Source organism: Rhodopirellula europaea 6C (assembly GCF_000338295.1).
GTDB classification, from domain to species: domain Bacteria; phylum Planctomycetota; class Planctomycetia; order Pirellulales; family Pirellulaceae; genus Rhodopirellula; species Rhodopirellula europaea.
Window position 1 is genome coordinate 63,758 of the sequence record NZ_ANMO01000235.1, and the last position, 26,946, is coordinate 90,703.

12 protein-coding genes are annotated in these 26,946 nt (G+C 56.1%); 4 read left to right on the forward strand and 8 right to left on the reverse strand.

The genetic code is table 11. The annotated features are described in order from the left end of the window. Positions 1–15 precede the first annotated feature (15 nt). Positions 16–2,886 (reverse strand): 2-oxoglutarate dehydrogenase E1 component, encoded by a 2,871-nt coding sequence (locus RE6C_RS25105; RefSeq protein WP_008661152.1) that lies wholly within the window; start codon positions 2,884–2,886, stop codon positions 16–18. Between the two features lie 271 nt (positions 2,887–3,157). Here RE6C_RS25105 and RE6C_RS25110 point away from each other — a divergent pair, with 271 nt between their 5' ends. After that, a complete protein-coding gene (locus tag RE6C_RS25110) occupies positions 3,158–4,951 on the forward strand; it encodes an ABC-F family ATP-binding cassette domain-containing protein (protein ID WP_008661153.1) in 1,794 nt (597 codons plus the stop codon). 54 nt (positions 4,952–5,005) lie between these two features. Here the strand turns inward: RE6C_RS25110 and RE6C_RS25115 are convergent, their stop codons facing one another. The 5 genes from RE6C_RS25115 to RE6C_RS25135 form a co-directional block, all read right to left on the reverse strand. Beyond that, a complete protein-coding gene (locus RE6C_RS25115; RefSeq protein WP_008661155.1) occupies positions 5,006–8,131 on the reverse strand; it encodes an FG-GAP-like repeat-containing protein in 3,126 nt (1,041 codons plus the stop codon). A gap of 181 nt (positions 8,132–8,312) precedes the next feature. Beyond that, a complete protein-coding gene (locus tag RE6C_RS25120) occupies positions 8,313–9,542 on the reverse strand; it encodes a DUF1559 domain-containing protein (protein WP_008661157.1) in 1,230 nt (409 codons plus the stop codon). A 412-nt stretch (positions 9,543–9,954) separates the two neighbouring features. Next, the gene (locus tag RE6C_RS32555; protein ID WP_008661158.1) at positions 9,955–10,128 is read right to left on the reverse strand and encodes a hypothetical protein; all 174 of its coding nucleotides are present in this window, start codon (positions 10,126–10,128) and stop codon (positions 9,955–9,957) included. 43 nt (positions 10,129–10,171) lie between these two features. After that, positions 10,172–13,288 (reverse strand): CRTAC1 family protein, encoded by a 3,117-nt coding sequence (locus tag RE6C_RS25130; RefSeq protein WP_008661160.1) that lies wholly within the window; start codon positions 13,286–13,288, stop codon positions 10,172–10,174. A 76-nt stretch (positions 13,289–13,364) separates the two neighbouring features. After that, positions 13,365–14,723 carry a BBP7 family outer membrane beta-barrel protein gene (locus tag RE6C_RS25135; protein WP_008661161.1) on the reverse strand — a complete coding sequence of 453 codons (1,359 nt, stop codon included), beginning with the start codon at positions 14,721–14,723 and terminating at the stop codon, positions 13,365–13,367. Between the two features lie 145 nt (positions 14,724–14,868). Here RE6C_RS25135 and RE6C_RS25140 point away from each other — a divergent pair, with 145 nt between their 5' ends. Further along, positions 14,869–15,063 (forward strand): hypothetical protein, encoded by a 195-nt coding sequence (locus tag RE6C_RS25140; protein ID WP_039963381.1) that lies wholly within the window; start codon positions 14,869–14,871, stop codon positions 15,061–15,063. Positions 15,064–15,201: 138 nt separating this feature from the next. Here RE6C_RS25140 and RE6C_RS25145 read toward each other — a convergent pair whose 3' ends face one another. Both RE6C_RS25145 and RE6C_RS25155 read right to left on the reverse strand, forming a co-directional pair. Beyond that, complete coding sequence (locus RE6C_RS25145) at positions 15,202–19,764, reverse strand: beta strand repeat-containing protein (RefSeq protein WP_008661163.1); 4,563 nt, start codon at positions 19,762–19,764, stop codon at positions 15,202–15,204. A 307-nt stretch (positions 19,765–20,071) separates the two neighbouring features. Continuing rightward, positions 20,072–21,712 (reverse strand): BBP7 family outer membrane beta-barrel protein, encoded by a 1,641-nt coding sequence (locus RE6C_RS25155; RefSeq protein ID WP_008661165.1) that lies wholly within the window; start codon positions 21,710–21,712, stop codon positions 20,072–20,074. 516 nt (positions 21,713–22,228) lie between these two features. On the opposite strand from RE6C_RS25155, the gene RE6C_RS25160 reads away from it, so the two are divergent. Both RE6C_RS25160 and RE6C_RS25165 read left to right on the forward strand, forming a co-directional pair. Next, entirely contained in the window at positions 22,229–25,186 is a 2,958-nt protein-coding gene (locus RE6C_RS25160; RefSeq protein WP_236618516.1) for a PSD1 and planctomycete cytochrome C domain-containing protein, read from the forward strand. Then, positions 25,183–26,655 carry a DUF1501 domain-containing protein gene (locus tag RE6C_RS25165; RefSeq protein WP_008661171.1) on the forward strand — a complete coding sequence of 491 codons (1,473 nt, stop codon included), beginning with the start codon at positions 25,183–25,185 and terminating at the stop codon, positions 26,653–26,655. Before RE6C_RS25160 ends, RE6C_RS25165 begins: the two co-directional genes overlap by 4 nt. The last annotated feature ends 291 nt before the right edge of the window (positions 26,656–26,946 follow it).

The window sequence follows — 26,946 nt, forward strand, 5'->3', positions numbered from 1 at the left end:
TGAGCGTTTGCTCGCTCAGTTGATGCCTTCGAAGGCGGCTTTAAGCAGATCGATTTGCTCCAATTTGTGAGCCGCCATTGAACCGGTGCTGGGGCTGGCCGATTCCGCACGAGTTGCTTTGGTGAACCGGAAACGCTTGTTGAGTTCGTCGCCGATCTTGAGTTTCAAGTACGGCCACGCGCCCATGTTTTCGGGCTCTTCTTGGACCCAACGGATTTCGGAACCTTCGGCGAGACCTTCGAACGCGGCAAAGATTTCATCGGGCGACAGCGGGTAGAGCTGTTCCAGACGCATGATCGGAACGTCTTCGATGTTTCGATCCGTGCGTTCTTGCAGCAGGTCGTAGTAGACCTTTCCGGTGCACAAAACCAGCCGTTTGGCACCTTCGAGTGGAACTTTGCGATCCGGCAGGATCTTTCGGAAGCTGCCTTCCGCAACGACATCCAATGGGCTGGTGACTTCCGCGTGCCGTAGCAAACTTTTTGGCGTCAGCACGATCAAAGGCTTGCGCCATTTGCGGATGACTTGTCGGCGAAGCAGGTGGAAGTATTGGGCTGGCGTGGTCGGCTGGCAGATTTGGATGTTGTCTTCGGCCGCCATTGCCAGGAAACGTTCGACTCGAGCGCTGCAGTGTTCGGGGCCTTGGCCTTCGAAGCCGTGAGGCAGAAGCATGACCAAGCCGGACAAGCGATTCCACTTGTCTTCGGCACTCGCGATGAACTGGTCCACAATCACCTGAGCAGCGTTCCAGAAGTCACCAAACTGAGCTTCCCACATGCACAGACCGCTGGGGCAGTCCAGTGAGTAGCCGTACTCAAACCCGAGCACTCCGGCTTCGCTCAATGGGCTGTTGTATAGTTCCAGGCGAGCTTGGTTTTCGTGGAGATTTTTCAGCGGACAGTATTCGTTTCCGTCGCGCATGTCGTGCAACACCGCATGGCGGTGGCTGAACGTACCACGCTCGCAATCCTGGCCCGTCAATCGGATTGGGTGGCCCGCGTCGAGCAACGATGCAAAGGCGGCAGCTTCGGCGGTGGCCCAGTCCAACGGTCGTTCGCCGCTTGCCATTTCGCGACGCTGTTGCATCGGTCGTTTGAGCTTTTTGTGCGGCGCGAACCCTTCAGGCAGACGGGTCAGCGAATCAATCAACTCGCTCAGTCGCGTGACCGGCATGGTTGTGTCGACTTCGTCGGCCGGCTCGGGCCCGCCGAAGTATTCCATCCAGTTCGCGGCGAGCGTTTGCGTGTCGGGAACAAACGATTCGTGCTTGCTCGCTTCGAATTCGCTCTCGAGTTTCTCCGTCCGATCACGGCTGATCTCATCGGCCTCGGCCTCGGTGATCTTTCCGAGTTTCAGCAGGCGATTGAGATACTGTTGTCGCACACCGGGGCGACGATCGATTTCGGCGTACATCTGAGGTTGGGTGAAACGCGGTTCGTCACCTTCGTTGTGTCCCCAACGGCGATAGGCGTACAAATCGATAACAACGTCACGATGAAATTCTTTGCGGAAATCCATCGCCAACGAGACGACTTGAGCGACCGCTTCGGGGTCTTCGCCGTTGACGTGGAAAATCGGAATTTGCAGCATTTTCGCGATGTCGGTCGCGTACGTCGTGCTGCGGCCTTCATCCGGTTCGGTGGTGAAACCGACTTGGTTGTTGATCACGACGTGCAGGGTGCCGCCGGTGCGGTAACCCTTCAGTTCGCTGAGGTTGAGCGTTTCTTGAACCACGCCTTCGCCGGCAAAAGCGGCGTCGCCGTGAATCAATACCGTCATGACGTCTTGTCGATCCACGTCGCCGCGATTGTCTTGTTTGCAGCGTGTGCGTCCCAGAGCGACCGTGTTGACGTACTCAAGGTGGCTGGGGTTGAAGCACAGCGAGATGTGCAGGCGATCACCGGATGCGGTTTTCCAATCGCTGCTGTACCCGAGGTGATAACGAACGTCACCGCCACCGCGGCTGAGTTCAGGCGTTGGATCGTCAAACGACCAAAAGATGTTCATCGCCCGCTTCTTGAGGATGTTCGCCATCACGTTGAGGCGTCCACGGTGTGCCATCGCCATGACGACCTCTTTGACTTGATGCTGGCCCGCTTTTTCAAGCGCCAGGTCAATCAGAGGAATCAGGCTTTCGGCACCTTCGAGCGAGAAGGTTTTGGCACCGACGAATTTCCGGCGAACAAATTCTTCGAAGATCGTCGCATCGGCCAGTCGTGTGTAGATCCGTCGTTGGACTTCGTGCGACAGGTCCAAACGGTTTTCCGTCGTTTCCATTCGACGCTGCAGCCAATCGCGAATGTTGCGATTGTCGATGTGCATGAACTGCGCACCGATACTGCGGCAGTAAGTGGACTGCAGTTTGTTCAGAATGACGTCGAGCGTGCTGCCCGAGACGTTTTCGAGAATGCTGCTATCAAAAGGACGAGCCAGGTCCTGCTTGCTCAGCCCATGGCTTCGCGGCGACAGTTCCGGGCAGGTGTGTTCGAACAACCCAAGCGGGTCCAGGGTCGCGACCAAGTGACCACGGACGCGATATTCGCGAACCAATTGGTCCACTCGATCTTGGATCCGAGCCAGCCACAGGGCTTGGTCGACATTTTGATCGCCGGTGGAGCCTGGACGCTGTGACGTGTCTTCGGCGCTGCCGGGTTGGCCGGATGCAAATGCGGGCTCAACGACGGAACGTGCGCCCGAGGTTTTGCCATTGGCGGTTGCACCATCCTGCGAAGCCGTTTGGCTGGCAGCAGGTGCAGCATTGGTCCGCGCACCAGCCCCGACCAGGAACTGCTCGAAGTATTGACGCCAGGTTTCCGAAACGCTCGACGGATCACGCACATATTGCACGTACAAATCGTCGATGTAGTCCAACGAATAGCTATTCATGAGTCCCGCAACGAACCGCCGTCGCCAAGCGGATCGCAAAGGAGGAAGGAAACGTGGAAGGTGGGAGAAACGTCAAAAGCACGCTTCCGATCGGGGTGCTGATGCCGCGTCTGAGTCTACTGTACGGAACCAATCCCGGGGTGGGTAGGACGACCGGGTGAACTTTTCCGCGGTTATCGGTACGTTTGACGAGACGATGAGGTTTTGGGAACGTTTTTCCCGCCCGCTTGTCTTTGTTTGCACCACTTTCAGTTTTAGAAATTTACTCAGAATGGCCGTTTTAATTCAGCTCCGAGACGCCGAGAAACGGTTCGGCGACCAAGTCTTGCTCAACGGCGCCAACGTGTCTTTGGTTGACGACGTGAAGGTGGGCTTCGTGGGGCGAAACGGGGCCGGCAAATCGACGCTGTTGCGAATCCTGTTGGGCGAAGAGGAAGTCGAAAAGGGTGAGGTGATTCACCACCCCAATCTGCGGATCGGTTATCTGCGTCAGCATGACCCGTTTCATGAAGGCGAATCGGCACTCGATTTTCTGATGCGAGATAGCGGCGAACCCGATTGGCGTTGCGGTCAGGTTGCCGGCCAATTCGAGCTGAAAGGCGACTATTTAGAGGGGCCAGTGAAAGCCCTTTCGGGCGGTTGGCAAACCCGAGTGAAGTTGGCGGCTTTGTTGCTGCATGATCCCAATCTGCTGATGTTGGACGAACCCACGAACTTCTTGGATTTGCGGACTCAGATCCTGCTGGAACACTTTCTGCGTGATTTTGGCAAAGCCGCTTTAATTGTCAGCCACGACCGAGCATTTCTGAAAGCGACGTGCAGCCAGACGTTGGAGCTTTCCCGTGGACAGTTGACGATGTTCCCCGGCAAGATCCAAGAATTCCTGGAATATCGCGAGGAGCGACGCGAGCACGAAAAACGTGTGAACGCGACGGTGGTGGCCAAGCAAAAACAACTGCAGCGGTTCATCGACAAGAACCGAGCCAATGCTTCCACGGCAAGCCAAGCCCGTAGCAAGGCAAAGCAACTTGAGCGATTGCAGACCACTGAAATTGTGGGTGACGAACCAACCGTCAACATTCGCGCGCCACGCGTTCAGCCTCGGCAAGGAACCGCCGTTCGATGCGAAGGGCTGGCGATCGGGTACCCGGGACACGTCGTCGCCGAAGACATCTCGTTGGAAATCGAGCACGGTCAGCGCGCCGCGATCGTTGGAGACAACGGTCAGGGCAAGACAACGATGCTGCGGACGCTGGTGCATTCTCTCGAGCCCATCGAAGGTTCAATGAAATGGGGCCATGGCATCGAGATCGGGACCTATGCCCAGCACGTGTACACGACTTTGGACGAGCGGCAAACAATCCTCGAGCATCTCGAGTACGCGTCCGATCCAGAAACCACTCGTCAAGATGTTTTGGCGATGGCCGGTGCGTTGTTGTTTCGCGACGAACATATTCAAAAGAAGATCAAGGTTCTTTCCGGGGGTGAACGTGCTCGCGTTTGTATGGCGAGCCTGTTGCTGGGGACCGCGAACGTATTGGTTCTCGACGAGCCGGGTAACCACTTGGATGTCGAAACGGTCGAAGCTCTCGCGGACGCGTTGAAGCTGTACAAGGGCACGGTGATTTTCACCAGTCACGATCGTCACTTCATGGCCGAAGTGGCAACCAATGTGATCGAGGTAAGAGACCGCCGGGTTCGGAACTACTTCGGTAGTTATGAGACCTATTGCGAAGCCGTCGAAAAAGAGATTGACGAGGGTGAGCGAGTTCGCAACGCAAACGCGAAAGCGTCCGGCACGGCTCCTAAAACGGGAGCGGCAAAGGGCAGCGGTGATTCGCGGCAAGACCAGAAAGATCAGCGGAAGCGTGAGAAAGAGGTCAAGAATCTCGAGCGGAAGATCGCCAAGTTGGATGACGAGAAAAAGGATCTGAACAAGAAACTATTGACGGAAACGGATCCAGACGAAGCCGTTCGCTTGCACGATCAAATGAAAGAGATTGAATCGGAATTGGGCGAAGCCGAAGAACGCTGGATGGAACTGAGTGCTGATCAGTGGGAGTGATGGTCTGGTTGTTCTTTGGAGGCTTGGTTTGCTCGCGGAATCTGCGAGTTTGGATCAGTCGCCACTAGCAGGTTCAATCAATAGCAGTTCTTGCTGAGGCAACGAAACGGTGATGTTCTGCTGGGTGCCGCTTGGCCACCGCACTTCCAACTCCACCTCTGAATCCCCTTCGGGGATGGCAAAGGAAAGGACCGGTTCGTTCGAACTTTGATAGCCAGATCCGGCCATCCGCTGCCGCATTTGGACGCCGCTGCTGGTCGTCGCCAAGATTGTTGTTCCGATGGCATCCCGTTCGGATCGAACGCCGACAACACGCACCGACAATGAATCGGTCGTACGGGGTGTTTGGTTGATCAACAATGCGGTGGGGCGGAACAGGTCGGTGACGACCAAGTCCGTTTGCCCGTCTCGGTTGGCATCCATTGTCGCCATCGCCCGTCCCATTCGTGGTTCTTTGAAGTAGGGACCAATCGCTGAGTCGCGAACCCACTGCCATTTGTTTTCGCTATCGATAGCGTATAGCTGAGCAGGCATCTCGTACTGGAGGTCTTTGTGCCTGAATTCATCAATGTGACCGTTGGCGACGACCAGCTCATCGATCGCGTCGCCATCTAAATCAAGGAATTGAGTTCCAAATCCCAATAAGTCGCGGCTCGATGCGCCCAGGTTGACCGAGTTCGTTGTGTCTTGGAACAGGCCCGGACGGACTTGTTCGTAAAACGTGTTCGATTCATCGGTGAAGTGGGTGACAAACAGATCCAGGTCGAGGTCTCCATCTGCATCCGTTGCTGCGATTCCCATGGATGCTTCGGCAGCGGACTGGTGGTTGAATGCGACTCCCCGAATGGTGGCTTGCTCTTTGAGTGATCGAGTGGCGGCTTCAAAACGCCAGAAATGATTCGCAGTCATGTCGTTGGAAACATAGAGATCCAAGCCTTCCATGCCATCGATTTGTCCGACCAGAATTCCGAGACCGCGACCTGGGTCACTGCTGGCAAACCATTGATCCGTTTGGTCTTCAAAAAGAGACGAAGTTTTGATCGCACCGCGGTTCCGATGAACCCGATCACGTTCCGCTGGAAGCGTGATCGGTTGGCACGATCGATACTTCTTGATGATCGCGTCGAGACACCGTTGTTGATACGGAGTTGGGCCGCCGCAGTAATTGATTTCGATCAGATCAGACAAGCCGTCTTGGTCAATGTCGGCCATCGCAACAGATGACGTCCAAGTGTTGCGGGAGTCGGTTCCGACCGCCGTCGTTGCTGTTCCGTCCGCTGAGAACGCTTCTTCCGGATTGTCGAACATCCACTCAGTGACGTTGGTGAAGGTTCCGTCTCCGTTGTTTCGATACAGCGTGTTGATTCCAATATTCGCAATCAGGCAATCGGGAAATCCATCGGCGTTGAAGTCGCCAATGCCGACGCCTTGTGTGAACCCCGGATCGGCCAGTCCACTGGCATTCGAGACATCAACAAACTGACCGTCTAAGTTTCGAGCGGTCGTGTTGGGTTGGTTGTCGCGTGATCCGGGGCCTCCGCCATCTTTCCCGCCTGACGCGGTCAGGTGGAGATCGGGCCAACCATCCAGATCCAGATCAAGCACACCGGCACCTCCTAGCCCTGATTGCCACAGCCACAAACCATCTTCGGTTCGCGGTCGTTGCAGGCCAACGGTGTGGTTTAGGCCTCTGGCGGCCGCTTCATCGATCAACCGATATCCGCGATCCTTGATGGATCGAGTTGGTGGCGGTCGTTTTTCGGGGCCTAATGTGAGTTTGGTTGTGTCGTTGGTGTCGGAGGAGCGACGGAACCATCCACGGTTGGCAGTCGCCATCATCTGCTCCCGCGTTTCGGACTTCGCCGGCAACCACTGCGAATCGAACGTTTGCCATGGTGTCTTGCCCGTCAGTTTGCCTCGAGCGGTCGCGTAAGATTCTTTGAGATTTTCGGCGGGGTCTTGTGACAACGTGAAAGCCGCTCGCAACCAAACCACGGCTTCCCAATGCCGCCCGAGTTGTTGAAGTTTCTCAGCCACGACCACAGCCAGTCTCTGAGAATTGCGACGCCAACTGAGGAAGCCGTCGATGGCATCTCGAAGTTCGTTGACGCGCCCAGCCCTGACAGCGGCTTTCTGGCTCAATTCGAGATCTCCTGACGCAGCCAATGCGGTGGTGAGTTTTGTCAAAGCCTCGTGATGATTTGGATCGAGCCGAACCGCTTCAGCGAACGATGCCACCGCCAGCGAAGTGTCGCCGTTTTGGTCGGCCCAAACGCCGCGAGCGATCCAAATCTGAGGGTGCGATTCGTATTCGTCCGCGAATTCACGGTTCGCAATTCGCTCGAGTGTGTCGACGTCGTTTTCCTCGACCGCCGCGCGAGTCAGAAAAGCCCAGGCGGGAATGAATTCGGGGTGTCGATCGACGACCGGTTTCAGCTGTTCGAGGACCTCTGACCAGCGGTGGTTGTAAGCGTCAAACCGAGTCATCGCGTATTGAGGCCGCAAGTCGGAAGGATTGAGCTTCAACGCTTGTTCACACATCTGCTCATCGGCCTGCGGTCGCGAAGAATCGCTGGCGATGACCAGTTCGGAGATTCCCGCTTGTCCTCTCTGGATGAGATACCGCAAATGAACCACCGCATCGCGTTCCAAAGCTTGGCTGATCATCAACCCAATCAAAGAAACCCGTCGACCAGCGTCATTGGGGTGTAATCGAACGCATCGCTTCATCAATTCGATCGTGTCGAATGTTCGCCCCTGTGTCATGTAGGCGTGTCCGGTCTTCTCGAATAAGTCGGCCGATGGCGCGTCCGCTGACTCGATTGCCATGTCAAACATTCCAATGGCATCTTCGATCGATCCCAGAGTTTTGAACGCATCCCCGAGTATTTCGTACGATTTGCTGTCTCCACTGGACGTGAGCATCATTTGACGCGAGAGGGAACGCAGTGTTTGGAGGTCGCGTTTCGCAACGGCGCTCGCAACTTGTCGACGAAAGCGGTCAGCATCCACTTCGCCATCGACCAAAGAGTCGCTAGCAGACAGTTGGTCGGTTGGCGAGATCGTCTCGTTGGTTTCGGAGTTCGTGTTCGACGACGTGTCGCTGTTTTGTGGACTGGGGCGGCAACCGGCCGACCATAGGAGCACGAGGACGAAAAGAAAGCTGCCACCGGGTTTCATGAGGGCGTCGAAGAAAGCGTTGCGAAAATGGTCTTGAATGAAACTACAGCAGAACCGGGTGCCGAGGTTCAAATCAAAGATCGAAACATAAAAAAAACGGGCCCCGAATGAAATTCGGAGCCCGTTTGCAGTTTTCGTCAGGATTGAACCAGAGCGGAGGGATCCACTCAGTAGCCGTATCCTAGAGATCGTCGATGTTGACGACTTCTTTCATGCCACGTGTGCTGAGTGCACCCCACAAACCATAGGGGCTCGCCGACCCAGGAGCACGGTTGCCGGTTGCACCCCGCATCACAACTCCGTTGCGAATGTTGCCAGCGTCGATCGAGTCTGTCACAAACTTGACGGCCCCATCGCCCATCAGCACGTGCACGCCGCCTTGGTGGCGACTACTTGGTGGGCATGCACCGGTGTCGAAGTCACCAGCGCCACCAAAGCAAACTTCAGAGTTGGGTGGCAGGATACAATTGAATCCGGTGTAGATGATCGGAGTGTCCATCCAGCGGAAGCCACGTTTCCAGTCAGCGTTACCGGTACGTAGGCCATTGTTGCCCGTTCCGGCGGCATCGGGATCCCAGAACTGCGGACGTGCCGGATCGATCCAACCAGCTTGGTCACGGCAGTGAGCTGGGTTGTTGTGAATCGTTCCCCAGCCCACACCGTAGCGTGCGTTCGTCGAGATGGCGTTGTCACCAAGGTCGGTGGCGATTTCGCCACAGGCAATCGTGTTGGACAAACCGTCCAAAACGTCACGGAATTTCAACTGTCGGCGATGATAGAAGAAGCCACGGTTGCTAGCGTTGGCGCTTTGCCCATTGTTTGGGGTGAGTTCCCAACGCCCGTTGTTGTGACGCATGTAGCCGTGGTTGACCCAGTCAGTGCTGTCACCGATGCAGGCGGCGTAGTTGGTACGACCGTGAGCTGGTGCACCACGGCCTGGATCGCTTGGGCAACGGAACGTTCCCACTTCGGTGAACCAAGGACGGTAAGCCCCGCCCCAAGGTGCAGGACCCATGGGTGGGAAACCTGGATTAATCGCGTTGCCGTTCATGTCCAAGTTGTAGGGGTTACTGATTTGCTCCCACAAACCTTGTTGCTCCACGAATGGAAGCAAAGCGGGAAGCCAGCTCAAACGAAATTTGTTGTTCGTTACCCCTGGACCTGAACCACCCGGGTCACCATCGACATACGTGCCGCCAGCCTGTTGTGGCAAAGCGTTGTAGGCCGAGTGGTAGTTGTGGATGCCCAATCCAATTTGTTTGAAGTTGTTGCTGCATTGCATGCGGCGGGCTGCTTCGCGAGCAGCTTGGACGGCGGGCAAGAGCAGCCCAACGAGGACACCAATGATGGCGATGACAACCAGCAGCTCAACGAGCGTGAAGCCGGAAGCTCTTGTTCGATTGCGAACCATTTCGCACTCCTAAGATAGATATTGAGAAGAAGAAAGAGAAACAGGCGTTGGGGTTTGATGAAAACGAATGCCAACACCTACATACTGTTACGGACGAAAGGTATGGAGGACTTAAGGGGGATTGTACCGCGTAATCTGAAGCGCAGCGGTGCTCCTGGTGGCAGAACGCGTTTTCCGGGTGGCTGAGGAGATGCCGACGGGAGGGTGCCGTTGTTCTTGACGGCGGGGGGTGTCCCAGTTGTGAAAAACACTAGAAATGTGATTTTTGCCAGCGAAAATCAGGGCTTTGAAGGGTGTAACGCCGCTTGAGAATTGCGCTGAATGGAATCGTTCGTGGTTCCAACTGCGTGATATGGCACAAAAAAACCCAACATCAAAGCGATGCTGGGTTGCGAGAAAATTTCTTAAATTTTTATTCTTTCTGGGCTTCCGTGGCGCTGTCCATCTCTTGCTCGTAGGCGCTGTCGTCGTAGCTGAACTCAGCTGGTGGTTCGATTTGAGTGGTGCTGTTGTCGGGAGCGCAACCGACAACCGAAAGTGAGCCCGCCAACACGAACAAAGCGAAGAAGGTTTTTGCAGCTTTCATGGATAAACTCAAAGTGGGGGGAAAGGATCAACACCATTCAAGCCTAATCGCTGATCAAAGATGCTGGCAAGAGTTGGGAATTCGGAATTGTGGGTGCAAAATGCAGCCAGTGAATTTGTGGTTGGTTTTCGACGATCAACCCTCGGCGTTCCACACTGACGTTTTCGAATGACTGGCGTGAGCCGCTTGGCCAAACGATTTCGATCCGGTGTAGAGTTTGGTCAGCAGGGATACCGATGGAAATGAGATCTTCGTTTCGACTCATGTAGCCATCGCCGGTTTGCACGGTGCGCAGCAGTTTGGTGTTGTCGAGATGGAAATGCACTCTGGTACCAATCGCATCTCGTTCCGTTTGCGTTCCGATGAGTTTGAGTTGCAGCCAACGATGATCGGTGTTCGTTTGGTTTTCGAGCAACGCCAATGGTTCCACCAAATCACCAACCAAGAGATCCATCAGGCCATCTTGGTTCCAGTCGAAGCGAGCGACAGAACGTGCTAGGTGTTCACGAGCAAAATAGCCGGTCGAGTCTTCGGGAGACGTGGAGACCCACCGTTGATTTTGGTTCACCAGCAACTGGGTTGGCATTTGGAACATGGGTTTTGTAGGACGGCGATCCTCGATGTCGCCATTGGCAATCACGAGATCCCAATCACCGTCATTTTCGAAGTCGATCGCCTGGGTTCCGAAGCCAAGCATCGTTCGCGAATGCTCGTCCAATCCGGTCGAGAAAACGCCATCTGAATAGAGGTGATCGGATTGTTGCAGGTAAAGATTGGACAACTCGTCGTCAAAGTTGGTGACATGAAAGTCGAGTGTCTGATTGCCATCGAAGTCACCTGCAGCAATTCCCATGCTCGCGAGAGGTTGACCGGTCACTCCGTACGCCACACCGCTGAGGGTTCCGATGTCCTGAAAAATTGGGCGAAGCGATTTGTCGGCATCGTCGTGAAAGCCGCTTGAGGTTCGATCCCAGAGTTGATTTTGCGTTTGGTCATTTGCGACGAACATTTCGTTGTCGCCATCAGCATCGAAGTCACCGACGACCAGCCCCATGCCTCGGTGTGCGTCGGTCGAAGAGGCAGCGAGTTCCCGAATGGATTGGCCTTCGAATGATCCGTCTGGATGACTCACGAAGACTCGGTCTTCTGCCGCGGAGAACTGCATCGGGCCAGGAAGGCGGATGGGTTGCCCATTGGAGTCGAACTGAATTGGATCGAAGATTCGTTGGTCATCGACATAGTTGATTTCAATGATGTCTGGCAATGAATCGCCGGTTACGTCAGCGATCGCCAGTCCCGTCGTGTAGTGTCCAGCCTCCCAACTGTTGTCGACACTGATGGATCGAAACGTACCGTCACCTTGGTTGAGGAAGAGGCTGTTGCGACCCATGTTGCCAACCACCAAATCCGCGAATCCGTCTTGGTTGATATCGCCGGCCGTCAATGACATCGAGTAACCGCGGTCATCCACTTCCGCGAAAGTGGTAACATCGATGAATGAATTGCCAAGATGACGAGCCAAGTAGTTGGAAGACATTCCAGGTTCGATCGCATCACCGTCACCTTGGGCAGCGTAAACGTCCGTGCGTCCATCAAGGTCGTAGTCGAAGCACGCGAGGCCTGATCCGAGCGGTTGGTGCAGGAGGAAGTTCTTCTCGACTGGCGGTGATGCATTGCGATATTGAAAATTCAAGCCAACTCGTGAAGCGATATTTTCGAAGTGTGGTTGAATGGATTGCTGCGTAGACGAGGTTTCTTGTTCGGCAATTCGATTTGGCTCGATCGTCATGTCACGCGATGCGGCTAACGAAACCCAATCGGTGCTGGATGGTTCGGCCGGAGGTAGTCCGATGCGTTGCGCAAGTTGCGTTTCCGGAGAATTGAGAGACTGTTTGAGACGCGACAACGAAACGAGATGTTGATCCACCCGAGCTTGCTGCGGTGTGGTGTAGGCGATGGCATTGAATCGCCACGCCAACGATTGAAATGGCAATCCGATCTGCTGCAACTGTTGAGATAGAATTTGGCATGATCGGCCCACGTTGCCTTGACTGTTCACAGTGGAAGTTGCCAGTTCAGAAAGATCCTTGGCCAGTTGGGCCCGTTCGCTGACTCGTGAGGCTTCGTCGTCAGAACCATTGCTTTGAAGGGCCGCCGCGAGTCGTCGGAGCGCCGCTTGGTGAAGAGTTTCTAGTTCAACCGCTTTCTGAAAGGCTTGGATGGCCGCATCCAAATCGCGATTGGCTTGATGCCAGATTCCTTCTGCGATCCAGTAGTCGGGGAATGCTCGGCATTGTTCGGTTGCATCTGCAAATGCGCTGGTCGCTTCGTCCAATCGCCCCATCTCGGTCAAAATTCTGACTCGCAACGCCAGCAAAGCCGGGTCTTGTTCGATGAAAGTAGACGAGTCTTCTAAGGTCTCGAGTGCACGTTGGAATCGGTTTTCATCCAGGTTTTCGTAGGCGACCGCCAGTGCTTTCTGGCTCGGCTTCGCTCTGGATTGTTGGCTGTCATGGATTTGTTGTCCTGGATTGACCAAGCAGAGCAATTCGACCGTCGTCATGGGCGAAAGCTGCGTCAGACGCCGAAGGTGTTCGTTCGCTTCGAATCGATGGCCGATTTTGTTTTGCAACGCCGCGATCGATCGCAGCGAGTTGACGTCGGCGGGTTCGGAATTCAACAGTTTTTGATAGCGCGTGATGGCAGCTTCGTAGTCGCCCGTTTCAGCTGACCACGCTGCCGAGTTGGATAGCAGCGTTCGTTCATGTTCTGGCAAACGTGCTGCGGACTCATCCAGCAAGGCGATCGCGGAATCCATATTGCCAAGCGATCGTTCGGTTTGAGCTGTCAACGCGATCACGTCCAGCTGATCGGGTTGTTTCAGCAGCAGCGAGTGAAGTTCTCGCAAGGCCTCGGACGAATTGCCCGACGCGAGAAGACGCTGAGCATGTTGCAGCGAAGGTTCCGAAGCGGCGTCTGAATGGATGTCTTTTGAGACTTCAACATTCACGTCGACATCATCGGTCGCTGCGTTTGGAAGCGACTGATTGGCGGCCTTTTTGTCGGGAACATCGGTCTTGTTGCAACCAAGGGTCGCGAGCAGCAGAAGGGCCGCGACGCTAGCAGTGACAAAGGCGACCGATTCGTTCCGATGGGGCATGGCTCATCACTGCTGTCTTGAAATCGATGGGGAGGATTTCACTCAGTGTAGCCGACCGGCCTTTGGGTTCCGTTTGTTAAAATCGCAACTGACCACCGAAGCTCAGCCCGTGAGCCACATAGTCGTTTTGAATGAATCGAAATTCAGGTCGCGAAGGAGACGTCACGATTCCCGGTGGAGCCAACAGGTCGGGATCGACATCGCGGTCGATTTGATCGCCTGGTCGTACGACGTTGGGTAAGTACAGCAGTGTGTAGCCGACCGTCGCGTCCAAGCAACTCGTCAAGTGAACTCCGAGTGTGAATCCGATTTCGGGAACCATCGTGAACTCGTCGCGACTGAAGGTGCCTGAATTGTCGCGTTGGGCATAGAGTCCACCGGCATAGTTGTCCGTCACACCCGATTCAGTGATCGACGTGTTCCCGTTGATCGAAACCGTTTGCTTGGTCGAGCCGACCGCGACTCGCAAAAGGCTCTCGAGCCAGATGCGTTTCAGATTGGCTTGGTAGACCACTCCGAGTTGCAGCCCATCAAATTCGTTGCTGGTTCGAAACGCTTCGTTCAGAACGATTGTTCCGGGGGCTGCGGTCAGTTGCGAGTCCAGCGTTTCGGAAAAAGTCAGGGCTTCATCCAGTTCGATGCGTCGGTACCCGACCAACCAATCGACTCGATCGGTGTTGCGGCAAGTCACACAGTTGCCACCGCAAGTCGGACAAAGTGCAACACGACCATTGACCAAGTACGAATTGAGTTTGGAGCTGGCACCGATCGACAAATTGCCATCGACCACGGTGGGGGAGTTGATCAGCTGAGCTGTTTCGATGTCGGTGTCGGTTCGGTAAAACGGACGAGCCAGGATTTGCGTTCCACCATCGCGACTGAAACCGGAATCGTTGGATCCAATTCGAAAGTATTCGCCTTCGATTCCAAACGCTGATGCTGGGGTGACGAAGAAACCACCGCGGAATCGAATTCCGTTGGTGCTGTCGTCGTTGATCTCGCCACCGTACAAAGTAGTGGTGGTTGCCAGTCCCAAAACACCGGCATCAGCTTGGGCCGTTCCGTCGGGGCTGGTGGTCACCAAGGCCGGCGTCTCCATGCCATCGGCCATCCATCGGATGTAGTCCGTGCGCAACCAAAATCGATCTTGGGTCGCCGCATTGGTTGTGAACAACGTGGGCGGAAAGGACTGATTTGGGAATCCAGCCAAGAAACCTCCGCCCTGCGTTCCGCTGTTGTAGGCCGCGGTGGCGTACGGATCGAGTGCGTTTCCATTGACCGGGACAACCGCATATTGCTGCGCGTGCGCGCTTTGTGTTTCACAGAATAAACTCAACAACAGAATCAATGTTGCGATGAGTGAATTGCAAAACAGGTGGTGGCTGCAGAACCGCGAGAGGTGCGTTGCGATTGGTTGGTTGGTCGGGGCTGGCATTTTTTTTCCGTTCTAGATCGGATTCGCTCAAGATTTTGGCGTGTCCAACCGAACGGATCGTCAATCTATGTCCATCGCGTCAAGACCAAACGCGGTTCAAATAGCGATCGGTCCTGGCCGAGAAGCGTGAAACCGGTTCGCTTTGATGAGACGCCAGTTCTATCTGGCGATTACGGGCGGCCGGATGAACGGCCACGCGGATGGAACGTTGAGACGTGGTAAGGCCTCGCTTGGTGCCAAAGCATCGGCTCGAGTGCCAGGTTGGGACCTGGCCTACGGGCGAGCGGAGATGCATCGACCCGACCTGGGAACTCGTTCCGGCGACATTCCTTCCAACTAGCTGTCAGCGCATGAAAAAGCCCGACCTTTTCCCCCCGAAAAAGGCCGGGCTTGACTCACGAAATCGATCCGAACGTTCCACCGGCTCCCCGTTGCCCGGCATCGATTTGTTGTCGCGAGTTCGCTTCAGTCCTTCGGATCAGCGATCCGTCGGACGGTTCTGAATGCCTGGCGTTTGCATGAACGATGCCAGGAAGCTGCGTTTGCTGTTGTCGACGACCGTGAAGTCGGTCAACGGAACAACGGTTGGGTTAGCACCACCACCGACATCAATGTCATCGATGCTTTCGCCGTTGCCCAAGGCTCCTTCTGCGGTGCTTGGGAATTCAGGTCCGTCGCTTGTGCCGCTTGGCAGTGACAATCGAGTCACTTGGTATTTGCCGGGCAGCAAGTCTTCGAACAGGTACTCGCCATTGGCGTCGGTGGTCACGGTGACGGGAGTGAACGTGCTTCCGTCAGACAACGTGCCGGTCAGTTGCAGCTGAACACCTTCGTAACCCACTTCACCCGCATCCCGGACACCGTTTCGGTTGGCGTCGCGGTAGACATTGCCGGAGATCTCGTTGATCGCTTGATCAATGGCTGTGGTTGCCGAAGCGGTGTTGTCAGTGGTGTTGGTTTCTGCCGTGGTGGTGGAGACCGTCACGTTGTTAATCTGGTCTGCCGTTACCCCATCGTTGACCGAGGCCACGATGGTGAACTGGAATGAGCTGCCCGAGGCAATGGTGCCACCATTGACTGTGACCGTTTGCCCTGTCGCTGACAAAGCTCCACTTGGTCCCGTCCCGCTAACGAAGGTCAATCCCGCTGGCAGCGTATCGACCGCTGTCACGGCTGCTGCCGGCGAAGGCCCATCGTTGAAGACGATCACGGTGTAAGTCAGTTCTGCACCGGCTTGAGCAGTGGACACGTCAACTGTTTTAGTGACCCGGACGTTGGCTTCAGGAACAACGGTGACCGGGACGGATGCCGAGTTGTTGTCGGTTTGAGTCTCTCCGGTATCCGTTGCGATCGAAACATTGTTCGTGATCGATCCGGAGGCATCGTCATCAACCGTCGCGGTGATCGTCAGTGTTCGAGAGGTGCCCGGGGCAAGGTCAAACTCAGGGAAGACGATCACACCGTTGGTTGTGCTGGTGGGAGTCACCGTGGCACCACCGGAAGTCGCCGAAGCAAATGTCAAACCAGCGGGTAACGTGTCAGTCACGATGGCACCCGTTGCTGTCGATGGGCTTTCGCCATTGTCGGCTTCGGTTCCGTCGTCATCGGTGTCATGCGAAACGACAATGTTGAACGTCACAGTGTCATCGGGGCCGAATGTTGTGGCACCGCCCTGGACGGTCTTTGCAATTGTCAGGTCGAACTCGGGAGTCACACCCACGGTGACGGTGTCGGTGTTATTGGTGCTGTCCAGTTCGGTCACGCCAGGAACGGCAACGGCTGCGGAGTTGACCAGGTCAGTTGTCACGGTCGGATCCACATCGGCGGTGACCGTGAAGGTCCGCGTTGTGCCGACTGGGATCGAAGCGTATTCGACTTCGAGCAGTCGTGTGGTGGTGTTGAAGTTGGAGGTCGAAGAACCAGCGGCCGTAATCACGACGTTGGACAATCCTGCGGGCAACGTGTCGGTGACCCGAGAGTTGATCGCATCGGAGATGCTGTCGTCGTCATGCGATACCGTGAAGGTGTAGGTGACGGTGTCCGCACCGGGAACCACGGTGGCTTCTGCTGCCGTTTTCTCAAGAATCAAGTCGATTCGGGCGTCCGGATCGATGTTGACGGTGGAGGTGTTGTTGTTCGAATCTGATTCAGGATCGGTCGTGCTGACCGTCGCCGTGTTGGCGATCACATCGAATTCGTCCGAGGCGATGCCGACTTCGAATTCAAACGTCAATGATTCGCTCGTGTCCATATCGGGAACCGTGAAGGTCAACGTTTGACCCGTTTGGACCACGGTCACCCCTGATGTTCCCGCGTCAAAGCTGCCAGCGACCAAAGACAGTCCATCATCCAAAATGTCGACGACTTCAACACCGCGAGCTTCGGATGGTCCAGCGTTGCTGACGACGACCTGATAGGTCACAAAGCCGCCCGCCACAACTTGGAATGGCGAAGTGCTGTCGATGATGTCATCAGCGTCATCGCCATCGGTGCGATCATCGGGAATCCGAGTTTCGATGACCGTTTTCGCGACCGTCACATCGACTTCGCGGACGACGGCGGTTGTGTCGTTGGTTGTTACATCGGGTGCGTTGTCGGCCGTTGCGGTGACCGAGTTGTCCAGTGGCGAATCACCGTCGGCGATTGTTGCATCGACCGTGACAATGATCTCGATCGTTTCGTCTTCGCCGGCTGCCAAATCGCCCAGCACCATCTGAATCTTGCCGATGTCAGGGCCTGCGGTCACTTCGCTGACCGAACCCGAACCGTCAGTGAAGCTGGCCGAAACAAACGTTACTCCGGTTGGCAGCGTGTCCAGTGCGGTCACGTTGATGGCGTTGTCGGTGCTGGTGTTGGTGACCGTGATTTGATAGGTCAGTTGGTTACCCGCCGTAACGGTCGCCAAGTTGTCCGTTTTGGTCACGCTCAAAGTTGCGATGGGAACATCCGCGTTCGCCAACGAAACGTTGTTCAACAGTGGATCGGAGTCAACCGGGTTGGTCGGGTCGTTGTCGACTTCGACTTGGAAACCACTGACGTGAGCTTCATTTTCAGGGTCCGCTGACACATCGGTGTCGATATCGGTGAAGACTCGGTAGGTGACCGATCCAGATGCGGCCAAGGCTCCGATGCTAAACGTTCGGATCTCACGACCTGCACCACCCACTTCGGTCGTCGTAGTGGTGGCAACGGCTCCACCGCCACTGTCTTCGATTCGATCGAAGGTCAGGCCTTCGGGGATGAAGTCATCCACGCTGACATCGGTTGCATCCAATGGACCCAAGTTTTCAATCACCAAGTCGAAGACCGCGGTGCCGCCCGCGATCAAGTTCGATGATGCGGTCACCAATGATTTTGTGATTCGCAAGTCGGTGTTGGGAACCACACCGAAGTCGACAGTTGAGTTGGTATTGTTGTCGGTTCCGTCCGTGGTGGGTTCGCCGTTGACTTCCAGGGTGATCGCACCGCTCACCAAGCCGATTCCATCGACAAAGGTGCCGTCGTTATCATCGTTGGCGTTCAGGTCAGTGTCCGCTGCTGCGGTGCCACTGCCGGAGTGTCCAAAGAGTGGTTGGCCGGTTGCGAATTCCGATTCAGGAATCACAACGGCGTAGGTGCCGGGGCCAAGTGGATCGCCGCTGGTCAGCGTGGTGAAGGTGTAGGCACCTGATGTGGCTCCACCGGCGACCGTGGTCGTTGCGATCGGAGTGTCGCCGGCATCGACCGTGTCACCTGGTCCGCTCAAAGCGTAGAGTTCCACCACGATTTCATTGCCCACACCTGGGTTGGGGAAATCGGGTTCGCCAGCGTCGCGTGTGCCGTTGTTTTGATTGGTTTGGTTGGACCCGCCACCGTCATCGATGAAGATTTCACCGCCCAATTCCATGGGCTGGATGCTGGCCAGGTTCAGCACGTTCTCATTGCTGCTCTGTGATTCCAAAACAGAAACGAACAAGTCCAAACTCGATGCACCTGCACCGCCGTTGCTGCCGACTGCATCGACGAAGACTTCGATGGCACCAACATTACCGAAGTCAGCACCGGTGCCGACATCGGAGAACGAACTGAATGGCACGAAGAGTTCTTGAGCCGGACCGCCGATGTTGCTGGGCAGGTTCAGCGTCGCGGTCGAGTAGTTGGCTGCATCAGTGTAGACACGGACTTCAATGCCGTCGGTCACCACTTGGTCGCTTCGTACAGACAGTACAATGCCGGCGGCTGAATCGGAGTTCGACAAGTCCTCTCCGCCTAGACCGGTCGCATCGAGGGCAAGTCCGCCACCATCCGCATCGACACCATCGTATTGCACAAGTAGCGTCGCAGTGACGTCGCCACCGTTGCTGAAGACCAACTCGCTGGACCCCGTAACAATACTGAATTGACTGTCACCACTCGTTCTAGCAGCGAGAAAAATTTCCACATCTCGTTCGTCACCGATGACATCGCCGCCGGAGGTCAACGCACCACTGCTGCTGGTGGTGGTGCTACCGGCCACGGTTTCGGTGATCGGTTGGGATGGTTGGTCGATCGAGAACGCATCGATGGTTGCGGCGGTGACACCGGTGTCATCGGTGATGGTCAAGGTTGCGGTGTCGGGGAAAACCAATCCGCTGAGGTCGGCCCCACCCGGCGCGTCTTCTTGCGTCAGGAAGTACACACCGGTGGCTGTTGTGCCGCTCGCATCGGAACCATCCAGGTTGGTGAAGCGGTACGCTCCGTCGGCGACCGTCGTGACGGTACCCTCGACAACGTCAGTTCCGATGTCCAAGGTTCCGTTGGAGTTGGCGTCGCGGTACAAGGTGATCAACGCACCCTCGATGGCTGGTTCGCCGCCATCCATCGTTCCGCTGCCATCGCTGTCGATGTAGGCGATGCCGCTGATGGCGGCCAAATCGCTTGCCATCAGTTCCCGTTTTTGTAGGGATTCCAGTCGAAGGCGGCGTTGTCCTCGGCGACCACGACGGCTGGATTTCGCTTGATCAGATGTTTGGGTGCGACGGCTTTGACCGGTCAGACGGTCGATCATGCGTTGGAAGATCATGTCCAATTCCCTGGAAACTGTTGTCTTAGTTGGGGGAGCGTGCGTCTCCGGAGCCTGTCACGCGAGCATCATGGGGATGACGCGACTGGCTCGTTGCTGGGTGATGGTTGGATGTTCTCACCCGGAGAATGGTTTCATCCTTCACCGCTCCGAATCCCTCGGTTTCGGTGTAATCGGCATGTTTGCTTCATTCGCGTCAGCTGATTCATTGCGAGTCAGCTGAAATTTTCGAATTGTTCCTTCCGGCAGCCCATTCAGGATTCCCGGTCAAATCAGCAGGCCTTGCCAAACCTCTCCACGTTTTCCCCTACCAGCGATACTCGCCGCCGAAGCTGATGCCTTGGGCCCAGTAATCGGTGTTGTCGAATTCAAAAGCGGGGTAGTCAGCCAGAACAGGTGTTGCTGGAGTCGTGCCGTTGGGCAATTGAGCCGTGTCGACGCGGCGGTCGATGTGATCGCCAGGTCGCACCACGTTGGACCAGTAAAGGAACGTGTATCCGAAGGTGGCTCGCAGTTGCTCGGTGACTTGGTAACCCAGTGTCAGGTCGAGTTGTGGCAGGACTGAGAATTCGTCCCGGCTGTACTCGCCAATGTTCGAGTTCTGAGCCAGCAGACCGCCTTTTTCAGCCGCACCGCCATCGATGGATGTTTCACCGTCGATCGAGACTCGTTGACGAGTGTTGCCAACGCCCAAGCGAATCAAAGCGTCGAACGTCCAGTAGCCTCGGGTTCGTTTGTACATCCAACCCAAGTCCAAGCCGTTGAATTGGTTGCGAGTGCGGAAGTCATCGAAGATGTCGTACTGCAACACGGTGGTGTCAGGAGCCGTTGGGATGCTGGCCAAGTCTTCCGTGATGCGAACGCCTTCACGCAGTTCGACTTGGCGGAATCCGACCAGGTATTCAAATCGTTCGCAGGTGTGTTCGGGGCAACCACAGAAGACGCCTTGGCTGCAGCTGGTTTCGCTGCGGCGAAGGTGACGCAGGTTGATTCCCCATCCACGCAAGCGACTGTCGACATCGACGGCGACCGTTCCTGCGAGTTGGTTGGGGAAGGCGACTTGTTGTTGGTCTTCGACGCTGCCGTTGGCCACGTTGATGAATGGGCGACCCAAGAATTGCGAGTCAGCACCACTGGCACGATAGCTGTCGGTTTCTTCCCCGATTCCGAAACCTTCAGCTCCAATACCCCAGGTGTGGCACTTGTCCAACCAGAATCCAAACTTCAGACGCAATCCGTCCATGTTGTCGGTCAAGACATCTTGGCCGCCGTACAGCACACGACCCGGATCATTCGGGAAACGTTGCGATGGCAGCACATCGGTGGACACCAACGGTGGCAACGCCATGCCGTCTTGCCACCACAGCAGGTACTCAGCCGAGAACCAGCCGTCCTGTGGCCAGCAAAGCGTCACGCAAGGTCGCATCACGTCGCAGTCGTTGTATTCGCCGCACATTGGGTCGCCGTTGTGGCAAACGCCACTGCCGCAACCGATGCCGTCGCATCCGCCGTAGCTGACCGCACCGCAACCACCGTCGCATCCGTGGTCGCCGCAACCGCAGCTTCCCATGGGCATGGAGTCGCAACCGCCGTCCAGCATCGGGTCGTAGATGACCTGGCCGTCCAGTGGCATCGAATGAGTGATCGGGCCTTCTTCAATGATCGGGTTGATCGAAGGCGGCATGGGCGGAGAAGGCAAGGATGACGTGTGGTCTACCAAGCGAACATTCGCCGACTGCGGGCGATTCGCGTTGGTCGACTTCGAGGCCGTTTTTTGCGAGAGGTCTCGGACTGGCTGCCACGATGCTCGAGCGTTCTGCTCTATATAGCTCGCGTTGCGAACCGAACCGGATTGGCTCGACCGAGTTGAATTGGTTTGTGCATGCAAAGGGGCTGCCATCACGGCAAGCGTCCCAACGATACAGAAGTAAAACAGACGTTTTGACACGGGCGTCACCCATCAATGCTGGAGTCGGGGGGGAGGTGAGGCTCGACCCCGTTGGGCAGACGGACAAGTGCATGTCACGTCGCGCCGTCGGTCGAGAATCACCGGCTCACCACTCGTATCGACCCCGATTGTTGAGATACTGCATCCAAAAACGTCAAAATCAGAAAAATCGTCAGGCCCAACGCTTTCGGAAAACTCGCCTGCGTCTGCCTGTTTTGCCAGGATTGTGTGTTTTGATGTGAGGTGGGCTGAGACGCTGTTTCACAGGTGTTTGTGTGAAACGCGCATACTCCGCTGAAAGAACTCCTGACGCCGTTATAATACAGAGGTTCTGATCCAACCCAGAAACCCACCTCGACTCCCTCCATGCCATCTCTCTTCACCCGCTTTCCGTCGCCATCCGGCGGGAATGCATTGGTCCGTCTGTTTTTCAGTCTCAGGACTGGCGCCCGCCCGTGGCTTATCGCTGGAAGCACCGTTCAAATCACTTCGATGGTGCTGCTAGGCTGCCTCTGTTTGAATTCTTTCAAGCCTCGGTCGACGTGTGCCGCGGAGCCTGCCACCGCGAATGGTCAATCAAGCGGTGGCGAATCTCCGGTTGATTTCAATTCGCAGATTCGCCCGATTCTCGTCGCGAATTGCACTTCGTGCCACGGCGGGGTGAAGCAAGCCGGCGACGTCTCGTTCATCTATCCCGAGCAAGTGCTGCCGCCGGACGGATGGATTGTCGAGCCGGGCGACCCCGACGCATCGATCTTGATTGAACGCATCACGACCGACGACGCCGACATTCGCATGCCGCCGCCGGATGAGCATCCCGACCCGTTGTCGCCGGAAGACATCGAGTTGCTGCGTCGCTGGATTGCCGAAGGAGCCCAGTGGCAAAACATGTGGGCACTCACGCCGCTGGGGCTAGCCTCATCGCCTGCCGAATTGAAGACAAAGCACTCAGCTGAAAGCAAGTGGGGAACGCAGCCGCTTGATCAAATCGTGCTGGCAAACTTGCAAGCTAAAAATCTGACACCAAGCGAGGAAGCACCCGCCGAACAATGGCTGCGGCGCGCTTCGTTTGATTTGATTGGGATGCCGCCGTCGGAAGACCAACTCACCGAGTTTCTTTCCAAGCTGGAATCAGTCTCGTTAACCAGTGAGAAAGAAGCGGTCTATGCAGCGGAGGTCGACATGATGTTGGCCGAGTCTCACTTTGGCGAACGTTGGGCGTCCGTTTGGATGGACCTCGCTCGCTACGCCGACTCGATGGGGTTTGAAAAAGATCCCCACCGCGACATGTGGCCTTACCGAGATTGGTTGATCCAGGCCTTCAACGCTGACATGCCCTACGACGAATTCACGATCAAGCAATTGGCTGGCGATTTGCTCGAAGACGCGATGGCGGGAGACTGGATCGCAACCGCGTTTCATCGCAACACGCAAACCAACACCGAAGGCGGGACCGACGACGAGGAGTTCCGCATTGCTGCGTTGATCGACCGCGTCAACACGACTTGGACGGTGTGGCAGGCCAGCACCTTTGGATGCGTCCAGTGTCACTCGCATCCATACGACCCGATCGAACACGACGAGTACTACGCCTCGTTGGCGATGTTCAACGACACGATGGATGTGGATCTGCCGGATGAGTATCCGACGATTCGTGTTCCCAACGATCGATCACAATTGGAACATGCCATTGATGTGCAGCGACGAGCCGAAGAGCTGCGTCATCAACGCAACGCGGTCGGATGGGATGTCGCTCATGCAGCAAACTGGCAATCGCTGACTCCGGCTTCGTTCAAAACCACCGACGGCAAACTGAAACAGTTCGACAATCAGATCGTGACCGATGGCGGTACCTTCCCGCCCGGGACGAAGTACACCGTCGAGTTGAACCTCGAAGACTTGCAAACTCAATTGGGTGAGCAACCGTTGTCGGCGATGAAGTTGGATATCTTGCCGCTCAGTGATGATCCGGCGCAGTGGCCTGAGCAAGGTTCCGTGCTCAGCGAACTCACCGCTGAGTGGATCGATGCCGAGGGCAACGCCACTCCGGTCGCGTGGGCGGGTGTCATCGCCGATGCGATCACCGGCAGCACGGATCCAGACGATGCTCTTCGCGGCAACGCGTCGGGAGCCGGCGAATACCCGAAGCTGACGGGACCGCGGCAAACCGTGTTTGTGATGCGAGATCCGAGTTCGTGGGAATCGCTGAATGAGAAGTCAATCAAAACGCTGCGATTGACCATGCGTCAGTCGCACTCGACGACCGGAAATCTGGCAACACCGATCCGTCGATTGGAATGGTTCGCGACCACGGAGGTGGAAGCTAACCAGTTGCTCGAAAGCGACCAGTGGAAGCAGCTCACCGATTCGCTCGCGCAAGCCCGCAAGGAAGCGTCGCAGGTTAAAGGCCCCAAGTTGCCGATCGTTTTCAATCGTCCGGCTGAGGCAGCACGAGAAACACGCGTGTTCGTCCGTGGCAACTGGATGGAACGCGGCGAGAAGGTCGATCCGGCCATTCCAGTGGCCTTCACCCAAGGCACATCGGTGCGTCCCTCGGACGTGAACAGTCGCTTGGAACTGGCGCAATGGTTGGTTTCCAATGACAACCCGCTGACCCCGCGAGTGTGGGCCAATCGAGTGTGGGCTCAGTTGTTTGGAATCGGATTGGTGGAAACACAAGAGGACTTTGGATCCAGCGGTCTGCAGCCGACCCATCCGCAGTTGCTCGATCACCTCGCCCTGCAATTGCGAGACGAACACCGTTGGCACTTGAAACCGTTCTTGCGTGAGTTGGTGTTGTCATCGACTTATCGTCAAACGCATCACGTCAGCGAAGAACTGCAGCAGGCCGATCCGCGAAATCAGTGGTTGGCTCGCGGGCCGCGAACGCGATTGACTGCCGAAATGGTTCGTGATCAAGCGTTGGCTGTGTCAGGATTGTTGACTGAGCAAATCGGTGGCCCGTCCGTCATGCCGCCTCAACCCGATGGTGTTTGGCAGACCGTTTACAGCGGGGCGTCTTGGAAAACCGCGACCGGTCCCGAGCGTTATCGACGGGCGCTCTACACGTACTGGCGACGGACGAGTCCCTACCCGAGTTTCTTGACCTTTGATTCACCCACGCGGGATCTGTGTGCACCACGGCGAATCGCGACCAACACGCCGCTGCAAGCCTTGGTGACGCTGAACGATCCCGTTTACGCCGAATGCGGGAAGGCTTTGGTCGAACAAACCGCCGCGGTTGACACCCAGGGCACCATCACTCCGATCGAATCACAAATCGCTCGCATGTTCGTGCTGGTCACACAAAGCCAACCGACGGAATGGGAACTTCATGAATTGAAGGCACTCTACGACGACTTGGATGAAACCAGTGGCGTTCCACAAGACGACGGCAAACTCAACGTGGACCAGAACGCGCTCGCGATTGTGGCCAGCACCATTTTGAACCTCGACAAAGCACTGACCAAATGAATCCTCTCAACGACTCCGTGCGTCTTGGTTTGTTGCAATGGCAAACGCGGCGACACTTTCTGCAAAACTGTTCGCTTGGTTTGGCAGGGATGTGGCTGGGCAGCCAAGCCAACTCGGTCCACGGTGAGGCTGCGCAAACCAGTGACGCGGTACCGATGTTGGCTCCACATTTCCCACCCAAAGCCAAACGTGTGATCTTCCTGCACATGGCGGGCGGACCGAGCCAGTTGGAATTGTTTGACTACAAACCCGACTTACAGCAACTGGATGGGAAAGACACGCCGGCCAGCTTCTTGGAAGGAAAGCGTTTCGCGTTCATCCAAGGCGTGCCCAAAATGCTGGGACCGCAGTTTCCATTCGCCCAGCATGGTGAAAGTGGGGCTTGGGTTTCCGATCGTTTGCCGCACTTCCAATCGGTGGTCGACAAAGTCTGCTTCGTCAAATCGTTGCACACGACCCAGTTCAATCACGCTCCGGCGCAGTTGCTGTTGCACACCGGCAGTCAGAATCTTGGCTCGGCGTCCTTTGGTGCGTGGACGATGTATGGCCTCGGCAGTGAGAACCAGAACCTGCCCGGGTTTGTGGTCCTGGTTTCCGGCGGCAAAACACCGTCCGCCGGGAAGAGTGTTTGGGGATCGGGGTTTCTGCCTTCCGTCCATCAGGGCGTCCAGTGCCGCAGCAAAGGCGATCCGGTTTTGTACCTTTCCAACCCAGAAGGCGTCAGTCGCATCCAGCGTCGTCGTGCTTTGGATACGTTGGCGAAGCTCAATCGAGAAACGTTTGAGCAAACCGGCGACGCCGAGGTGCTGACGCGAATTTCTCAGTATGAAATGGCGTTCCGGATGCAAACCAGTGCGACCGAAGCATTTGATCTGACTCAGGAAACCGCCGACGTTCATGCGATGTACGGTACCAAGCCAGGCGAAGAATCGTTTGCGAACAATTGTTTGCTCGCTCGCCGGTTGGCGGAACGCGACGTGCGTTTCATTCAACTTTTCCACTGGGGTTGGGACTCACACGGTGCCGGAGCCAACGAAGCGATAAACAAAGGGTTCCACGATCGTTGCCGTGAAGTCGACCAGCCAATGACGGCGCTGCTGAAAGACTTGGATCAACGTGGCCTGTTGGAAGACACGTTGGTAGTCTGGGGCGGTGAGTTTGGACGAACGCCGATGCGAGAGAATCGCGGCGGTCGTGAGATGAAATTGATCGGTCGCGACCACAATCCTGGCGCTTTCACAATGTGGTTTGCGGGCGGCGGAATCAAACCCGGCGTTTCGATCGGGCACACCGACGACATCGGATATGAGGCGGTCGAGAACAAGGTTTCACCTCACGACTTGCATGCAACGCTTCAGCATCTGCTGGGCATCGATCACCACAAACTGACTTACATGAGCCAGGGCCTGCCGCAACGATTGTCCAACGTCACCCAGCCCTCACGAATCGTGACGGACATGTTTGCTTGAACGGCATCGCTCGATCTCTCCCGAAACGTCGTTTTGGAAGAGGCGACGGAGCAAGGTCAGAGTAGAACAGTTGTCCCCAACTGTTCCGTCTCGCAAGGTGCCGACGCGAGGTTGGTTTCGAACTGTTTAAGCTTGGAATGGGTGGTGACGGACGCTGGATTGTTGGGGTTCGCACACGGAACAATTGGGGGCAATTGTTCTACACTGGGAGGACTCTCGGGGCTTCCACCCCGAGCTATGAGGTCGTGCAGTTTTTTGATGCAGGTATTTATGCTGCTTTCGCGCACCGCA